At 72.4% G+C, this 13,843-nt stretch carries 13 protein-coding genes and 1 pseudogene; 5 read left to right on the top strand and 9 right to left on the bottom strand.

Annotated features, from left to right (window positions below; all coding sequences use genetic code 11):
* Positions 1 to 14 precede the first annotated feature (14 nt).
* Together BMW62_RS01040 and BMW62_RS01045 are read left to right on the top strand one after the other, a co-directional pair.
* Positions 15 to 1,637, top strand: coding sequence for a glycosyltransferase (locus BMW62_RS01040; RefSeq protein WP_211434921.1), 1,623 nt, complete (start codon positions 15 to 17; stop codon positions 1,635 to 1,637).
* Positions 1,634 to 2,539: a glycosyltransferase family 2 protein gene (locus tag BMW62_RS01045; RefSeq protein WP_211434922.1), complete on the top strand. Its 906-nt coding sequence runs from the start codon at positions 1,634 to 1,636 to the stop codon at positions 2,537 to 2,539. Before BMW62_RS01040 ends, BMW62_RS01045 begins: the two co-directional genes overlap by 4 nt.
* 93 nt (positions 2,540 to 2,632) lie before the next feature.
* Here the strand turns inward: BMW62_RS01045 and BMW62_RS01050 are convergent, their stop codons facing one another.
* From BMW62_RS01050 to BMW62_RS01060, 3 genes are all read right to left on the bottom strand, one after another.
* A complete protein-coding gene (locus BMW62_RS01050) occupies positions 2,633 to 3,550 on the bottom strand; it encodes a galactofuranosyltransferase GlfT1 (RefSeq protein ID WP_280138588.1) in 918 nt (305 codons plus the stop codon).
* Positions 3,547 to 4,287, bottom strand: a complete 741-nt coding sequence (locus BMW62_RS01055; protein WP_244523762.1) for a galactan export ABC transporter ATP-binding subunit Wzt/RfbE — start codon at positions 4,285 to 4,287, stop codon at positions 3,547 to 3,549. The genes BMW62_RS01050 and BMW62_RS01055 overlap by 4 nt, the downstream gene beginning before the upstream one ends.
* 65 nt (positions 4,288 to 4,352) lie before the next feature.
* Positions 4,353 to 5,189, bottom strand: a complete 837-nt coding sequence (locus BMW62_RS01060) for a galactan export ABC transporter permease subunit Wzm/RfbD (RefSeq protein ID WP_091929159.1) — start codon at positions 5,187 to 5,189, stop codon at positions 4,353 to 4,355.
* A gap of 443 nt (positions 5,190 to 5,632) precedes the next feature.
* Between BMW62_RS01060 and BMW62_RS01065 the strand changes: the two genes are divergently transcribed.
* From BMW62_RS01065 to BMW62_RS23060, 3 genes and pseudogenes are all read left to right on the top strand, one after another.
* The gene (locus tag BMW62_RS01065) at positions 5,633 to 7,084 is read left to right on the top strand and encodes an LCP family protein (protein ID WP_244523763.1); all 1,452 of its coding nucleotides are present in this window, start codon (positions 5,633 to 5,635) and stop codon (positions 7,082 to 7,084) included.
* Complete coding sequence (locus BMW62_RS01070; RefSeq protein ID WP_091928975.1) at positions 7,084 to 7,884, top strand: TIGR03089 family protein; 801 nt, start codon at positions 7,084 to 7,086, stop codon at positions 7,882 to 7,884. The genes BMW62_RS01065 and BMW62_RS01070 overlap by 1 nt, the downstream gene beginning before the upstream one ends.
* 42 nt (positions 7,885 to 7,926) lie before the next feature.
* Positions 7,927 to 8,451 (top strand): annotated as a pseudogene (locus BMW62_RS23060) (DUF1028 domain-containing protein); the annotation flags it as partial.
* A gap of 309 nt (positions 8,452 to 8,760) precedes the next feature.
* Here BMW62_RS23060 and BMW62_RS01080 read toward each other — a convergent pair.
* Genes BMW62_RS01080 through BMW62_RS01105 form a run of 6 tightly spaced genes read right to left on the bottom strand, consistent with a single transcriptional unit; the run spans position 8,761 to position 13,842 of the window.
* The gene (locus BMW62_RS01080; protein ID WP_170852159.1) at positions 8,761 to 9,213 is read right to left on the bottom strand and encodes a GtrA family protein; all 453 of its coding nucleotides are present in this window, start codon (positions 9,211 to 9,213) and stop codon (positions 8,761 to 8,763) included.
* Positions 9,210 to 10,025: a glycosyltransferase family 2 protein gene (locus tag BMW62_RS01085; RefSeq protein WP_091928977.1), complete on the bottom strand. Its 816-nt coding sequence runs from the start codon at positions 10,023 to 10,025 to the stop codon at positions 9,210 to 9,212. The genes BMW62_RS01080 and BMW62_RS01085 overlap by 4 nt, the downstream gene beginning before the upstream one ends.
* Positions 10,022 to 10,837, bottom strand: a complete 816-nt coding sequence (locus BMW62_RS01090; RefSeq protein ID WP_091928978.1) for a sugar phosphate isomerase/epimerase family protein — start codon at positions 10,835 to 10,837, stop codon at positions 10,022 to 10,024. The genes BMW62_RS01085 and BMW62_RS01090 overlap by 4 nt, the downstream gene beginning before the upstream one ends.
* The gene (locus BMW62_RS01095; protein ID WP_091928979.1) at positions 10,834 to 11,619 is read right to left on the bottom strand and encodes an NAD-dependent epimerase/dehydratase family protein; all 786 of its coding nucleotides are present in this window, start codon (positions 11,617 to 11,619) and stop codon (positions 10,834 to 10,836) included. The genes BMW62_RS01090 and BMW62_RS01095 overlap by 4 nt, the downstream gene beginning before the upstream one ends.
* Positions 11,616 to 12,770, bottom strand: a complete 1,155-nt coding sequence (locus BMW62_RS01100) for a glycosyltransferase family protein (protein WP_091928980.1) — start codon at positions 12,768 to 12,770, stop codon at positions 11,616 to 11,618. The genes BMW62_RS01095 and BMW62_RS01100 overlap by 4 nt, the downstream gene beginning before the upstream one ends.
* Positions 12,757 to 13,842 carry an FAD-dependent oxidoreductase gene (locus BMW62_RS01105; RefSeq protein WP_139206152.1) on the bottom strand — a complete coding sequence of 362 codons (1,086 nt, stop codon included), beginning with the start codon at positions 13,840 to 13,842 and terminating at the stop codon, positions 12,757 to 12,759. The genes BMW62_RS01100 and BMW62_RS01105 overlap by 14 nt, the downstream gene beginning before the upstream one ends.
* Position 13,843 lies beyond the last annotated feature (1 nt).

Below are 13,843 nucleotides of genomic sequence, written 5' to 3' on the forward strand. Positions count from 1 at the left end.
AGGGAGTACCACCGGTGACCGACCCGCACGACCAGACCGGCGCGCACCGCGTCTTCGAGATCGATCACGAACCGGACTGGTTCTCCGGCCTCACCCAGCGTGAGGCCCGACTGCTCGACGGCGCCCTGGCGTTCCACTGCCTCGCGCGCCCCGGCGAGCGGATCCGGGCCACGGTGCTCCGGACCCACGGCCCGCACCTGCCGTCCCTGACCGACCAGGGGACGTCCAGCATCGAGTGGCCCGACGACCGCACGGTGGTCGGGACGATCGAGGCCCACGCCACCGGGCACCCCCGGTCGGCGACCGGCGTCGTGGACGTCGTCCTGGATCTCGGCGGGCCGCCCGAGTCGCTGATGCGCAACGAGCAGCCCCCCGGCCGGCTCCACGCCGCCCGGAACGCGGTGCGCCGCCGGGTCCCCGTGGCCTTCGACGCCGCCCGCCAGCTGCGCACCGACCGGCTGGAGAACCGCCGCCTGTCGCGTCCCATCCCGCGCGTGGGCCGCCTGGACAACACCTCCGTGGGCTCGTCCCGAGGCTCCACCAAGGCCGTGCTCTTCGGGCTGCACTGGCTGGAGCTGGGCGGGGCCGAGAAGTGGGCGACCGAGACGATCTCCCTCGCCCGCGAGGCCGGCCTGTTCCCGATCGTCGTCAGCGACCGCCCCTCGGGCCATCCCGACATCGTCCGACCCGAGTACGACGGCGCACTCGTCATCCCCCTCACCCACCCGATGGCCGGCGCCCAGGAGTCCCGGCTCCTGAGCCAGCTGTTCGAGCGGTTCGACATCCGGGGCGTGCACGTTCACCACTGCAGCTGGCTCTACCAGCGCCTCCCGTGGATCCGAGCCCAGTACCCGGGGACCGAGCTGGTCGACTCGCTGCACGTGCTGGAGTGGCGGACCGGCGGCTTCGTCGACATCGCGCTCAGGTTGTCCAACGTCATGGACGCCCACCACGTCATCTCGCCGCAGCTGCGCGACTACCTCGTCGACCGCCAGGGGCTGCCCCGCGAGAAGGTGCAGCTGGCCACCCTCGCCGACCTCACCATCGACCGGTCGACGGTGGAGGCCGCACCCGAGCCCACGCGGAAGGCGGGCGACCCGCTCACCATCGCCTTCGTGGGCCGGTTCACCCAGCAGAAGCGGCCCTACCTGTTCCTCCGGCTGGCGGCGCACCTGCGCGCGACCCACGGCGACCGGGTCCGCTTCGTCATGCACGGCGACGGCGAACTGGCCGCGGAGGTGAGGTCGCACCGCTCACGGCTCGGGCTGGACGGCGTCGTGGAGCTCCGCGGACCCGACCAGCCGGTGTCGAACACCCTCGGCGTGGCCGACATGCTGGTCATCAGCTCGGACAACGAGGGGGTCACGCTGACCTCCTTCGAGGCCGACGCCCACGGCGTCCTCGTGCTGAGCAGCGACGTGGGTTCGCAGGCCTCGGTGGTCCTCCCCGAGCTCCTGCTCCCCCGCGCACCGCTGGCCTTCCTGCGGGCAGCCGAGCGGACCGTCGCCGGCCTGCTCGACGACACCGAGCGATCCACCGCCCTGCTGCACCGCCAGCACGGGCGGGTGTCCGCCTTCGCCGCGCTCCCCGATGCCCGGGCATGGACCCGTGAACTCTACGAAAGGTGGGCTTCGTGACCACGACCAACGTGGCCGCGGTCATCGTCACCTACAACCGGGCGGACAAGCTCGGCAAGGTGATCGAGCAGGTCCTGAGCCAGGACCGCCCGGCCGACCAGGTGATCGTGGTGGACAACGCCTCCACCGACTCGACCGCCTCCGTCCTCGACCAGTACCGGGGCCGCGACACGGTCCACATCGAGCAGCTCGCGGAGAACACCGGCGGCGCCGGCGGCTTCGCGCACGGCATGTCGGTGGCCTACGAGCGCGGCGCGGACCTCGTCTGGATCATGGACGACGACTGCTACGCCGACACCGACGCGCTGCGCCAGCTGGTGGACGGGCACGCGGCCGCCGAGAAGAGCATGGGCATGCGGCTGCCCTACGCCTGCTCGGTCGTGAAGTGGACCGACGGCGACGTCTGCGAGATGAACAACCCCGAGCCGACCTGGGACTGGGGGAAGCTCCTCGCCCGTGGCGAGCAGAGCGTGCTGGTCAACTCGTGCTCGTTCGTGTCGGTGATGTTCCCCCGCTGGGTGCTCACGCAGTTCGGTCTTCCGCTGTCGGAGTACTTCATCTGGTTCGACGACCAGGAGTACACCCGCCGGATCACCGCCGCGGGGCCCGGCGTCCAGGTGCTGACGAGCACGGTGACGCACGACCTCGCGGTGAACCGCGGGGTGAACTTCGGGGACGTCAACGACTCGAACATGTGGAAGTTCGCCTACGGGGTCCGCAACGAGGCGTCCTACCGCTGGCACCACGAGGACCCGTTCGCCGCCCTGCGGTTCGCGCAGCGGCTCTTCACCGGCCTGCGGGGCGGGCGCGTGCCGTGGCGGCTGCGTCGCCGGCTGGCGAAGAAGTTCGTCGAGGGCATCCGCTTCGACCCGAAGCCGGCCTTCCCGCGCACGGTGCTCTGACCTCGGAGCGACCTGGTACGACAGCGACGGACCCCCTCCCCGGCCGGGAGGGGGTCCGTCCGCGTCGTACGGCCCAGGCGGCGTCGTCGTGGCTCAGCGACCCCGTCCGGGCATCGCGAACCGCTCCCGGCGCCCCGCGCGCGTGAGCGCCAGCCAGTCGCGCAGACCACGGACGTCGCGCCGGCTGAGGAAGAAGTAGCCGAACCTGACCAGCTCCAGCGGGAACAGCCAGCGCATGCCCGGTTGGGCCATGAGGTAGCCGCGGTTGCGGTAGGTGAAGAAGCGCTTGACCTCGTCACCCGGGTACTGCGCGGAGAGCCGCCCGCCCAGGATCGGGACGAACTCGTCTCCGCCCTGCGGATGCAGGTACACCGCCCGCATCGTGGTCCCGAAGGCCAGCCCCGAGCGCTGCAGGCGGCGGTGGATCTCCGTCTCGTCGCCCCGCAGGAACAGCCGCAGGTCCGGCACGCCGACCGCCTGGAACGCCGAGGCCCGGAAGAGCGCACCGTTGAACAGGGACGCGTACGACGGCAGGAACTCCCCCGGCTCGAAGGCGTCCACGGTCCCCCACCAGCGGAGGCCGCGGCGCAGCGGGAAGGCGAGGCGCCGGGGATCGGCCTCGTCCACCACGGCCGGTGAGACCTGGGCGAGCCCGCGCGTCCTGGCCTCCCCCAGGAGGACCTCGAGGACGTCGTCGCCCCCGGGGCGCCCGTCGTCGTCGGCGCACCACACCCAGTCCGCGCCGAGGGACAGGGCGGTCAGCAGCCCGAGCGCGAACCCGCCGGCACCACCGAGGTTCGTCCGCGACGGCAGGTAGACGGTCCGGGCGCCGTACGCCTCCACGACCGCCCGGGTCTCGGCGTCGGCGCCGTTGTCCACGACGACGACGGCACCGACCGGCCGGGTCTGCGCCGCGATGGCCTGCAGGCTCTGGCGGAGCAGTTCGGCCCGCTGCCGGGTGACGATGACCGCGACGACGAGTTCGTCAGCGGCCCGCGGCACCGTGCTCACGCGGCACCGTGCCCCTCGTCGGGATACGCCTCGGGCCCCTTGTAGGCGCGCAGGACGTCCTTCAGCGGGCCCTGCTGCCTGATCCGCCCGTGCTCCATCCAGATGGCGCTCGTGCACAGCCGCATGAGGAACTCGTCGGAGTGGGAGGCGAAGACGAGCAGACCGGCACGGTCGACCAGGTCGCTGAGGCGGTCCCGCGCCTTCTCGAGGAAGGCCGCGTCGACGGCCCCGATGCCTTCGTCGAGGAGGAGGATCTCGGGGTCGATGCTGGTCACGACGCCGAGGGCCAGCCGGACGCGCATACCCGTCGAGTAGGTGCGCAGCGGCATGGAGAGGAAGTCGCCGAGCTCCGTGAAGTCGGCGATGTCGTCGACCCGCTTCTCCATCTGCTTCCGCGTCATGCCCAGGAACAGCCCGCGGATCATGATGTTCTCGTAGCCGGAGATCTCCGGGTCCATCCCGACGCCGAGGTCGAACACCGGGGCGACGCGCCCTTCCACTACGGCGGTGCCGCGGGTGGGCTCGTAGATGCCGGCGAGCAGCCGCAGCAGCGTGGACTTGCCGGCGCCGTTGTGCCCGACCAGGCCGACGCGTGCGCCGTGCTGGAGGTCCACGTTGATGTCGCGGAGCGCCTCGATGATCGGCACCTTGGTGTCGCTGCTGATGTTGCCGCCGACGACGCCGAGCACGGTCTTCTTGAGAGACCTGCTCTTCGCGTCGAAGATGGGGAAGTCCACAGACGCATCCCGCGTCGTGATGCTGACCACGAACCGTGCCTTTCTGTCGGCGGACCTGGCAGGCGTCAGACCCAGTAGGCGACGCGGGCTCGGTACCGGCGCATGACGGTGAGGGCGAGGACCCAGCCGACGACGGTGATCGCCAGGACGACCACCCAGTGTCGCAGGTTCTGGTCGGCCCCGAGCATGGGCGCCCGGACGATCTCGAGGAAGTGGAGGAAGGGGTTGAGCTCCGCCCACCGCGCCCGCTCGGCGATCGCCGGGTTGGGGCTGTTCAGGAAGTCCTCGTAGATCCAGACGATCGGGGTCATGAAGAACATCAGCTGGACGATGCTCTGGGTGATCGGCGTGAGGTCACGGAAGCGGGTGCTCACGATCCCCGCCAGCAGCGCGATCCAGAGGCCGTTGAGCATCAGCAGCAGGAACCCGGGAATCGCCGCCAGCGACATCCACGTGAGCGGCTGCGGGAACACGATGAGCATGACCGCGTAGACGATCAGGTTGTGCGCGAAGAAGAGGATCTGGCGCCACACCAGCCGGTACACGTGCACGCTGATCGGTGAGGGCAGGTGCTTGATCAGGCCCTCGTTGGCGATGAACACCTCGGAGCCCTCGTTGATGCACCCGGCGATGAAGCCCCACACGATGAAGCCGACGAGGATGTAGGGAAGCTGCTCCGCCAGCGGGTTGCCGAAGAGGCCCGCGTACAGGATGCCCAGCGCGACCGCGGTGACCGCCATGCTGATGGTGATCCAGATGGGGCCGAGCAGGGACCGCCGGTACCGCTGCCGGATGTCCTGCCAGCCGAGGTGCCCCCAGAGCTCGCGCTGACGCCACCCGTCTGCCAGGTCCGCCAGCGCCCTCCGCCAGGGGGACTCGACCGGGGTCGTCGCTGCGCTCACGGGCTCGACGCTACCTGCGTCGTCGACGGGAGGACCGCAGGCGCCGGTGTGACGGACGACCCCGTCCACCCCTCGGGACACGGGGGTCACAGCCTGCCCACCAGCACGCCCTGGCGCCGGCCGTGTGACGGCTGTGGTGCCAGGTCACCCGCGTGGCCAGGCGTGCGCCGTCGACCTCCGACGCCACCGCCGGCCCCGTGTCGGGGACCCGGCACGCCCCCTCGCGTGGCTAGCCTCGCAGGACCGATGCCATGCACTCGAGACGCCCGCGCGCCGACGCCGGCGCCGTCCGGGAGCGTCGGGACGACGCTGGCCACCGCAGATGTGAGGACACCGTGAGCCGAGACCGGAACGAGCAGGACAGCCCGACCGGGCGGCCGCTCCCCCCGCGCCTCGACCCCCGCGCGGGGCGGCCGCCCCGTCGCCGCGCGGAGGAGGGCCCGGTGGGCCGGGCCGGCGCAGCGGCACCCCGGGGCCGTCGCGGCCACCGCGCCGCGGTCGCCACCCGCGTCGTCGCGGGGGCGCTGGCCGCGACGCTCCTCGCCGGCTCCGGCTGGGGCTGGTACCTGGGGCAGGTGGCCGCGGCCACCGTCAACCGGACCGACGCCATCCCCGAGGACGGCAACCAGGGTTCGGGCCGGGCAGGCGAGGCGATGAACCTGCTGCTCGTCGGCAACGACAGCCGCAGCGCCCTGACCGCGCAGCAGCTCACCGAGCTCAACGCCGGGACCGACTCCGGCGTCAACACCGACACGATGATCCTGGTGCACGTGCCCGCGGACGGATCGCGCGCCTCCTTCGTCAGCTTTCCGCGGGACTCCTGGGTGGAGATCCCCGGATACGGGGAGGACCGGCTGAACGCCGCCTACGCCTACGGCCGGATGAACGCCCCGGACTTCTCCTCGGAGGAGGAGAAGTCCGCCCGGGGCTCGCAGCTCCTGGTGCAGACGATCTCCAAGCTGACCGGTCTGCAGATCGACCACTACGCGGAGGTGGACCTGCTCGGCTTCTTCGAGCTGTCGAGCGTCGTCGGCGGCGTCGAGGTCAACCTCTGCAAGGCGGTCGACGACCGCGAGTGGTCCGGTGCCTACTTCCCCGCCGGCGTGCAGACGATCAGCGGCGCCGATGCGCTGAAGTTCGTGCGTCAGCGGCACAACTTCGGCCCCCAGGGCCGCGGCGACTTCGACCGCATCGTCCGCCAGCAGGTGTTCATCGCGGGCGTGCTGCGCAAGATGCTCTCCGAGGACGTGCTGCTCGACCTGGGCAAGCAGCGGCAGCTGGTGCAGGCCGCCGCCGAATCGCTGACCGTCGACCAGTCGCTGGACCTGATGCAGCTGGCCGAGCAGATGCAGTCGGTGGCCGCCGGCAGCATCGAGTTCCAGACCGTGCCGAACGTCGGCACGGGCGAGGAGGAGGGCAAGTCGATCGTCCGGCTCGAGGACGAGGACGCGCTGCAGGCCTTCTTCGCCGACCTCTCGGCCGAGCCCGAGCCCGAGGCCCCGGTGACCGCAGAGGCCCCGGCGACCGTCGACCCCTCGGCGGTGACCATCGACGTCTACAACGGATCCGGCACCTCGGGCCTCGCCGCGAAGGCCGCTTCGTCCCTGACCACCGCCGGGTTCACCGTCGGCTCCACCGGTAACGCCTCGTCCATGGACCACGAGCGGACCGAGGTCCGCTACGCCGCCGGGGACGAGGCGCTGGCCAGCACGGTGGCGGCCGCCATCCCCGGGGCCGTCGCCGCGGAGAGCGAGGACGCCGGCCGCGGTACGGTCCAGCTCGTGCTCGGCAGCGACTTCAACGGCGTCGGTCAGGCGGTCACCCCGCCGCCCCCCGCCCCGGAGGTCGTCGCAGAAGATGCCCGCACGGCGGCTGACACCTCCTGCATCAACTGATGCCCGCCGCTGATCCCACACCGGCCGACCTGCTGGCGCGCGTCCTGCGCCGGTCCCCCGCCACACCTCTCGTCACCTACTACGACGACACCGCCGGGGAGCGGGTGGAGCTGTCCGCGGCGACCCTGGCGAACTGGGTGGCCAAGACGGCCAACCTCCTGCAGGAGGAGTTCGACGTCGCGCCGGGACACACCGTCGTGGTGGCGCTGCCCGTGCACTGGCAGACCGCGGCCGTCCTGCTGGCGGTGTGGAGCTGCGGCGCCACCGTGCTGGACACCGCCGCCGAGGACGAGGGCGGTCTGCAAGGTGCCGACGTCGTCCTCGCCGCCCAGGAACGGCTGGCACCGCTGGAGGAGCAGGGGGTCGAGGACCTGCTGGGTCTGTCGCTGCACCCCCTCGGCATGGGAATGAGCGGCTACGCGGGTCCGGCCCGGGACTTCGCGCTCGAGGTGCGGGTGCACGGCGACGTCTTCGCCCCGTGGTCGCCGCCACGGCCGGCCGACCCCGGCCTGGTGGCGGGCGGCCTCGAGCTCTCCCTGGGCGGGCTGGTGGAGGCCGCCGGTGAGCTGGCCGACCGGCTCGGCATCGTGGAGGGCGACCGGCTGCTGGTCGACACCCGCGTGGCCGCCGAGGCCGGGCCGGTCGCCTGGTTGCTCGCGCCGCTCGCGGCCGGCGCCTCCGTGGTCCTGGTCACCTCGGCCGACCTGCCGGGGCTGGCGCGCCGGGCGGCGAGCGAGCGCGTGACGGCTACGCTCGGGCAGCGTGTCGACGGCATCCGCGAACTGGGTCGCGACGACTGACCCGTCCGCGCCGACGCCCGCCCGTCCCACGACGTCACCGCCGTGACGTTCTCGGTCCTGGCCCGTGATCCCGTCACCGGGGACCTCGGCATCGCCGTCTCGTCCTGCATCCTGGCCGTCGGCCGGGCGGTGCCTGCGGCGCAGCCCGGCGTGGGGGTCGTCGCCGTCCAGGCCCGCAGCCGACGGGGGCTCGGGAAGGCGCTCCTCGAGGGCCTCGCAGCCGGTTCGACGCCCGCAGGGCTGGTGCGGCGGGCGGCGCACTCGGCCGAGGACGCCGACCGGCAGATCGCGGTCCTGGACGCCACGGGCCGGGTCTCCGCGGACACCGGCCCGGGATCGTTCCCCGTGTCCGGGCACCTGGTGGGTGCGGGGTTCAGCGTGCAGGGCAACATGCTCGCCTCCGACGAGGTGCTGCCGGCGATGTCCGACTCGTTCAGCGCGACGGGCGGGGAGCTGCCCGACCGGCTCCTGGCCGCGCTCGGTGCTGGCCAGGCCGCCGGAGGGGACGTGCGCGGGCGCCAGTCCGCCGCCCTCCTGGTGGTCGGCGCCGAGCCGGCGACCGACGAGGACGACGGCGTCCGGGTGGACCTGCGGGTCGACGACTCGGGGAACCCCGTCGCCCAGCTGCGGATGCTGCACAACCTGCAGCGTGCCTACGACGAGCGGGACTACGACCACCTCGCCGTGTTCGCCCCCGAAGGAGCCCGCGACCTCTACGCCGCGCTCGCCGCGTCGCGCCGCGGTGACCGGGAAGCCGTGCGCCGGGCGCTGGAAGCGCTGCGGACGCGGCCGGCTGGTCGGCATGGTGGAGCGCGATGGCCGGCGACGACCGGCTGTCGGCGGTGTCCCGGCTGCTCGGCTGAGCACCCGCGCCGGTCAGAGGGGGGCGGCCGCCCGGCTCCCGCGCGACGGGGTCTCCACCGGCGCCGCGACCGGTCCCCGACCGGGAGGCGTCACCTTCATCGCCCACCGGGTGAGCAGGAAGGCGACCGGCATGGTGATCGCGACCGCCGCCGGCGGGGCCAGCTCCTCGGGGAGCAACCCCGGCGCCACCAGCACCCAGACCACCAGCATCCGGAGCACGATGGTCGTGCCGTTCGCGACCAGGTACCTCATCAGCGAGGACCGGGAGGTGGCGACACCGAACGCGTACCGGGCGTTGGCCACGTAGGCCACGAGCACCGCGAGGACCAGCGCCACGGCGTTCGCCCAGAAGTACGGCATCACCTGCAGGAACAGGAGGTACAGGCCCCAGTACAGACCGGTGTTGAGCGCGTTGACGAGCAGGAACCGGAGGAAGACGCCGACCTGCCCTCGCTCCGCGGTCACTGCCCGTCGGGGTCGTAGACCCCGCGCGCGGCACGCACGAGGATCTTCACGAGCTCGAACTGCGCCCGACGGCCGTGGATCTTGGTGGGGATGGAGCCGGCGTCCGGATATGCCCGCGTGACGGGCACCTCGAGGCAGCGGTAACCCAACCGGGCCGCCCTGATGGGGAGGTACGCGAGCAACTCGTAGGTGTCGAAGACCGAGCGCAGCGGTGCGACCCGCGGGTCCTCCAGGAGCTCCCGCGAATGGGCCCGGAAGCCGTTGGTCGTGTCGGTGTACCGACGCCGGGCCGCAAGCGACGTGAGCGGGGCGTGGAAGAGCTTGATCGCCAGGTGCCGCTCGCGCGGCGTGTTGATCGCCCGGCCCCCGGGGACGTACCGGGAGCCCTGGACGAAGCCGGCGCCGCGATCGAGCTCCTCGACGAAGCGGGGCAGGGCCGACACGTCGTCCTTGCCGTTCCCGTCCACGGTGATCACCCCGGCGTAGCCCTCGGCCATGGCGAAGGCGAGGCCCAGCCGCAGCTGCGCGCTCAGCTTGCCGGCGTCCCGCTTGACCAGCAGAGCGCGGACGCCCAGCCCGGCGAGCACGTCCGGGACGTTGGAACCGTCCGTGCTCCCGCCGTCGGCCACGATGACGTCAAGGTCCAGGCCGAGGTCACGGACCCGGCCGAGCTGCGCCAGCAGCCGCTCGCCCTCGTTGATCACCGGGATGAGGACGCAGTAGCGACTGCGCTTCTCCCGGAGGACGTGGACCTCCCCGCGGGGCACGGCCCACCCGTTCTCCTCGCTGACGGTCAGGAGATCAGTGCTCACGCGTAGGTCTTCCTCACGAAATCGGCGGTGCGCCACACGGCGCCGGTCAGGTCGTCGCCACCGGGCGGCAGCATCTCGACGGAGACGTGGCCGGTGTAGCCCACGGACCGCAAGGCGTCGGAGACCGGTCCGTGGTCCACCGGGCCGTCACCACCGACGACCCCGAGCTGCGGAGCGCTCGCGTGCACGTGCGCGAGCACGTCAGCACCCGCGCGCACCCGCTCAGGAGCGTCGTCCCCCGCCAGCAGCATGCAGGCGGTGTCGAGGTGCAGGCGGACGCCCGGCGAGTCGACGGAGCGGACGAACGCCGTGGAGGCCACGGCATCGGTCAGGTAGTCGCACTTGTAGGCCTCGGGGTTGGCCTCGATGCAGAAGCACACCCCGAGATCGGCGGCGACGGCGCCGAGCCGGGCGAAGAGCTCGACGGCGATCTCGTCGGCCTGCGCGACCGGGAGGTCGCCCCGGCGCCGGTTGCCCGGCGAACCGAAGACGAGTCTCGTGGCACCCAGCGCCGCAGCCAGGCGGGCCATGCCCACCAGGTGCTCGTAGAGACCTTCGCGGGCCTCGTCGTTCCCGAACAGCTGGAGTTCCGGACGCTGGAAGAGGAGCGACTGCAGGGCGGTGATGCGCAGGCCCGACGACTCGATCTGCGCGCGCACGCGGGCCACCTCGTCGGCCGGCTGCGCGAGCGGGTCGCTCCACAGCCGGGTGGGAGCGACCTCCAGCGACTCGAAGCCGCGCGCGTGCAGGCCCGGCAGGATCGCGGGGTCCAGCTCCGCCGGCCAGGCCAGGTTGGAGAAGGCGAGCCTCATGGCCGCGCCTCCACGAGCGCGCGCCCCCAGACGGAGATGCCGGCCAGCACCTCGTCGGCCGAGCGCAGGTAGGGGCCCGGTCGACCGGCCAGCTCGTCCGCGTGGACGGTGCGCAGGTCGTAGGCCACCTCGGGTCGGTCGTCGCAGCGGTAGTCCACCCCGAAGCACTCCCGCGCGACCTGCCCCGAGCTCACCGGCTCGGTCGCCAGGTTGACGACGGGCAGACCGGCGTCCCGGGCCAGCAGCGCGTGGCCCCACAGGTCGCGGACGTCGTAGAACTGGAACCGCGAGGCCTGGTGAGCGAAGCGTGCCTCCGGCTGGTGGATGAGGTCGAACACCAGGTTCTTCTTGAGCCCCGGGCCGAACATGCCCGGCAGCCGCACGATGAGCGCATCGTCGAAGCGGCGGCTGACGAACTCCTCGAGCAGTGCGCGGTGGCGGCCGTACGCCTGCTCCTGGGAGGTGTCGGCCGGCGTCGTCTCGTCGGCACCGCGGGAGTCGGCGTACACGTCGACGGTGGAGACCAGCACGCAGGAGGTGGCGCGGCTGCGGTCGAGGGCGTCGATCAGGCGGCTGATGTTCGCCCAGTCGGCCTCGGGCTCGGCATTGGCCCGCCACTTCTCCGCCGGGGCACCGGCGCAGACGACCTGGTCCACGTCGGCCTCGGGGAGCCGGTCGATGTCGGTGCTGCGGAAACGCGCCACGGGCCGGACGCGGGGCAGCAGCGCGCCCCCGACGAAGCCCGTCCACCCGACGAGCGCCCGGCGACCGGCCGCCGTCACCGGGCGGCCCGCACGTGCTCGCGGCGGTCGACCGTCGCCGGCTCGGCCACGTGATTCGCGGCCCCGATGCCCGCCGAGGGGCCGGATCCCGGCGCGGTACCGGGTGCCGCCGCGTCGACGTTGAGCATGTCCCGGGCGGACAGCACCGAACTCGTCGCCTCGAAGGCGACCCGGTAGATCGGCAGCTCGTTGGTCGTCTCGTTCGACTGGAACATGAACTCGGCCATGATGGCGATGACCACGCTCAGCAGGAAGAACATGGCGCTCATCTGCAGGCTCATGGAGGTCCACCCCTCCACCGCGCTGTCGCTGATCAAGCCGACCGCGAGGACGTAGAGGGCGTACAGCAGGTTGGCCAGGCTGGCGAGCAGGGCCAGCCCGACGGCGACCCGGAGCGGGCGCCCGCTGGCGTAGAAGATGGAGCGGACGACCTGGCGGAAGCTGCTGGCCGGCCGGGGCTGGCTGCGCTCCCCCGAGTCGTAGGGCATGACGGCCCACGGGTAGCCCGAGATGGACGGGAGCAGCCGGAGCACGCGGTCGCGGTCGCGACGCGGCAGCCAGGCCTCCAGCGCCGGCCGGCTGTACCCGCGCAGGCCGAGGCTGACGGTGGGGATGTTCTGACCCATGCTGCGGCTGGCCAGGGCGCGGCTGAGCCGCAGGGCCACGCGACGGCCGGCGGGTGCGCTGGACTCCACCCCGACGACGACGGCGATGTCGTCACCGATCATCCGGGCGCACCGGATGATGTCCTCGGGCCGGTCGGACCCGAGCCGGGCGGTGACGACGACGTCGCCGAGCGCGCCGTCCAGGCCGGCGGTGAAGGCCACCTCGTCCCGCACGTTGCGCATGAGACCGATGACCTGGAGGTTGGGCCTCCGCTCGCCCAGGGCGCGCGCCCACGCCACGCGGCCGCGGGCACCGGGGAGGACGAGGACGACCTCGTGCACCGGGTAGCTGTCGGCGAGGGCCGTCTCCAGGGCCTCCAGGTGCCCTTCGACCTCGTCGAACGGCCCCTCGGCGACCACGACGACGCTCAGGAAGGTGCCCTCGCGCTCCGGCGGCGCGGGCACCCGGACGACGACGTCGGCACGCGCCGCCCCTGCCCGGTCACCGCCTCCACCGGCCGTCGTGTGGGTCTCAAACAGCGTCACGGAGATGCTCCTCTGCCACTCTCAGGGCGTCGTTGATGTTGTCGATCTTGCTGCCGAGCAACGACAGCACCCGTCCACCTTCGGACCGGCGGAGGACGATCGGTCGGGCGTCGTCGCGGTCCCGCCGCGCAGGTACCGTCTTGACGCCCCAGATGGACTCCCGGTGCACCGCCTCGGCCAGTGCCGGCACGTAGCGCGCCGAGTCGCGGATCATCCAGTCGGCGCGCGTGGTGAGCCCGGTCCGCAGCGCAGCAGCCGCCTGACCGTAGGTCGCGTACGACCCGTGCGGCGTGTACCGCACGTGGCTCAGGGTGTGGTACGGGGTGGACGGGAACGGCATGAGCGAGAAGTAGGGGCCGTCCATGACGGTGATCCCCTTGTCCTTCAGGCTGTCGGGGAGGTCGACCAGCGCCATCTCGCAGGGCTCGCAGTGCAGACCGGAGTAACCGACCCCGGCCGGCAGGTCGTCGATGCCCTCGCCGTAGGTGCACACGAGCACCCGGTCGGCGTCGAGCACCTCGCCCGACTCCAGCGCGACGGAGGTCCCCGTCGCCGTCTCCCCGACACCGGCCACCGGCGTCCCGAGTCGGACCTCCACCCCGGCCTCGTCGAGCTCCTGCCGCATCAGGTCCCTCAGGCGGACGGCGTCGAACACCGACTCCCGGGTCACCCAGGAGCCCTCGATGACCGACCGGTTGAACAGCCGGCTGATGGACGCCGGGGACTCCTGCAGCGGAGCGCCGATGTAGTTGCACATCCGCTGGAACTTCCGGGCGTTGGTCAGGGACCCCCGGGCGATCGCGTAGATGCACAGGAAGTCGTCGACCACGCAGGACCGGTACCGCTCCATGAACGCCACGTAGGAGGCCTGGCTCCGCCCGGCCGTGCGCAGCGACCGCGGGTAGTGGTAGCCGCCGTGCACCCGCGCCTGGTTGAAGTAGCTGGCCCCGCCGTGCAGGTCCGCGCGCGCCTCGAGGAGGACCACGCTCGCGCCTTCACGGGCCAGGTGCGCCGCGAGCGAGGTGCCGTAGAAGCCGCCACCGACGACGACGATCCGCTGCTGGGAGGACATC

The sequence above is a fragment of the Blastococcus sp. DSM 46786 genome (assembly GCF_900109665.1).
GTDB classification, from domain to species: Bacteria; Actinomycetota; Actinomycetes; order Mycobacteriales; family Geodermatophilaceae; genus Blastococcus; species Blastococcus carthaginiensis.

What these genes read in the sequence shown, in the direction of transcription:
- BMW62_RS01070 (WP_091928975.1), top strand. Translation starts at nt 7,084, where the DNA reads ATGCCCGCCGCTGATCCCACACCGGCCGACCTGCTGGCGCGCGTCCTG.
- BMW62_RS01105 (WP_139206152.1), bottom strand. Translation starts at nt 13,842, where the DNA reads ATGTCCTCCCAGCAGCGGATCGTCGTCGTCGGTGGCGGCTTCTACGGC.
- BMW62_RS01090 (WP_091928978.1), bottom strand. Translation starts at nt 10,837, where the DNA reads ATGAGGCTCGCCTTCTCCAACCTGGCCTGGCCGGCGGAGCTGGACCCC.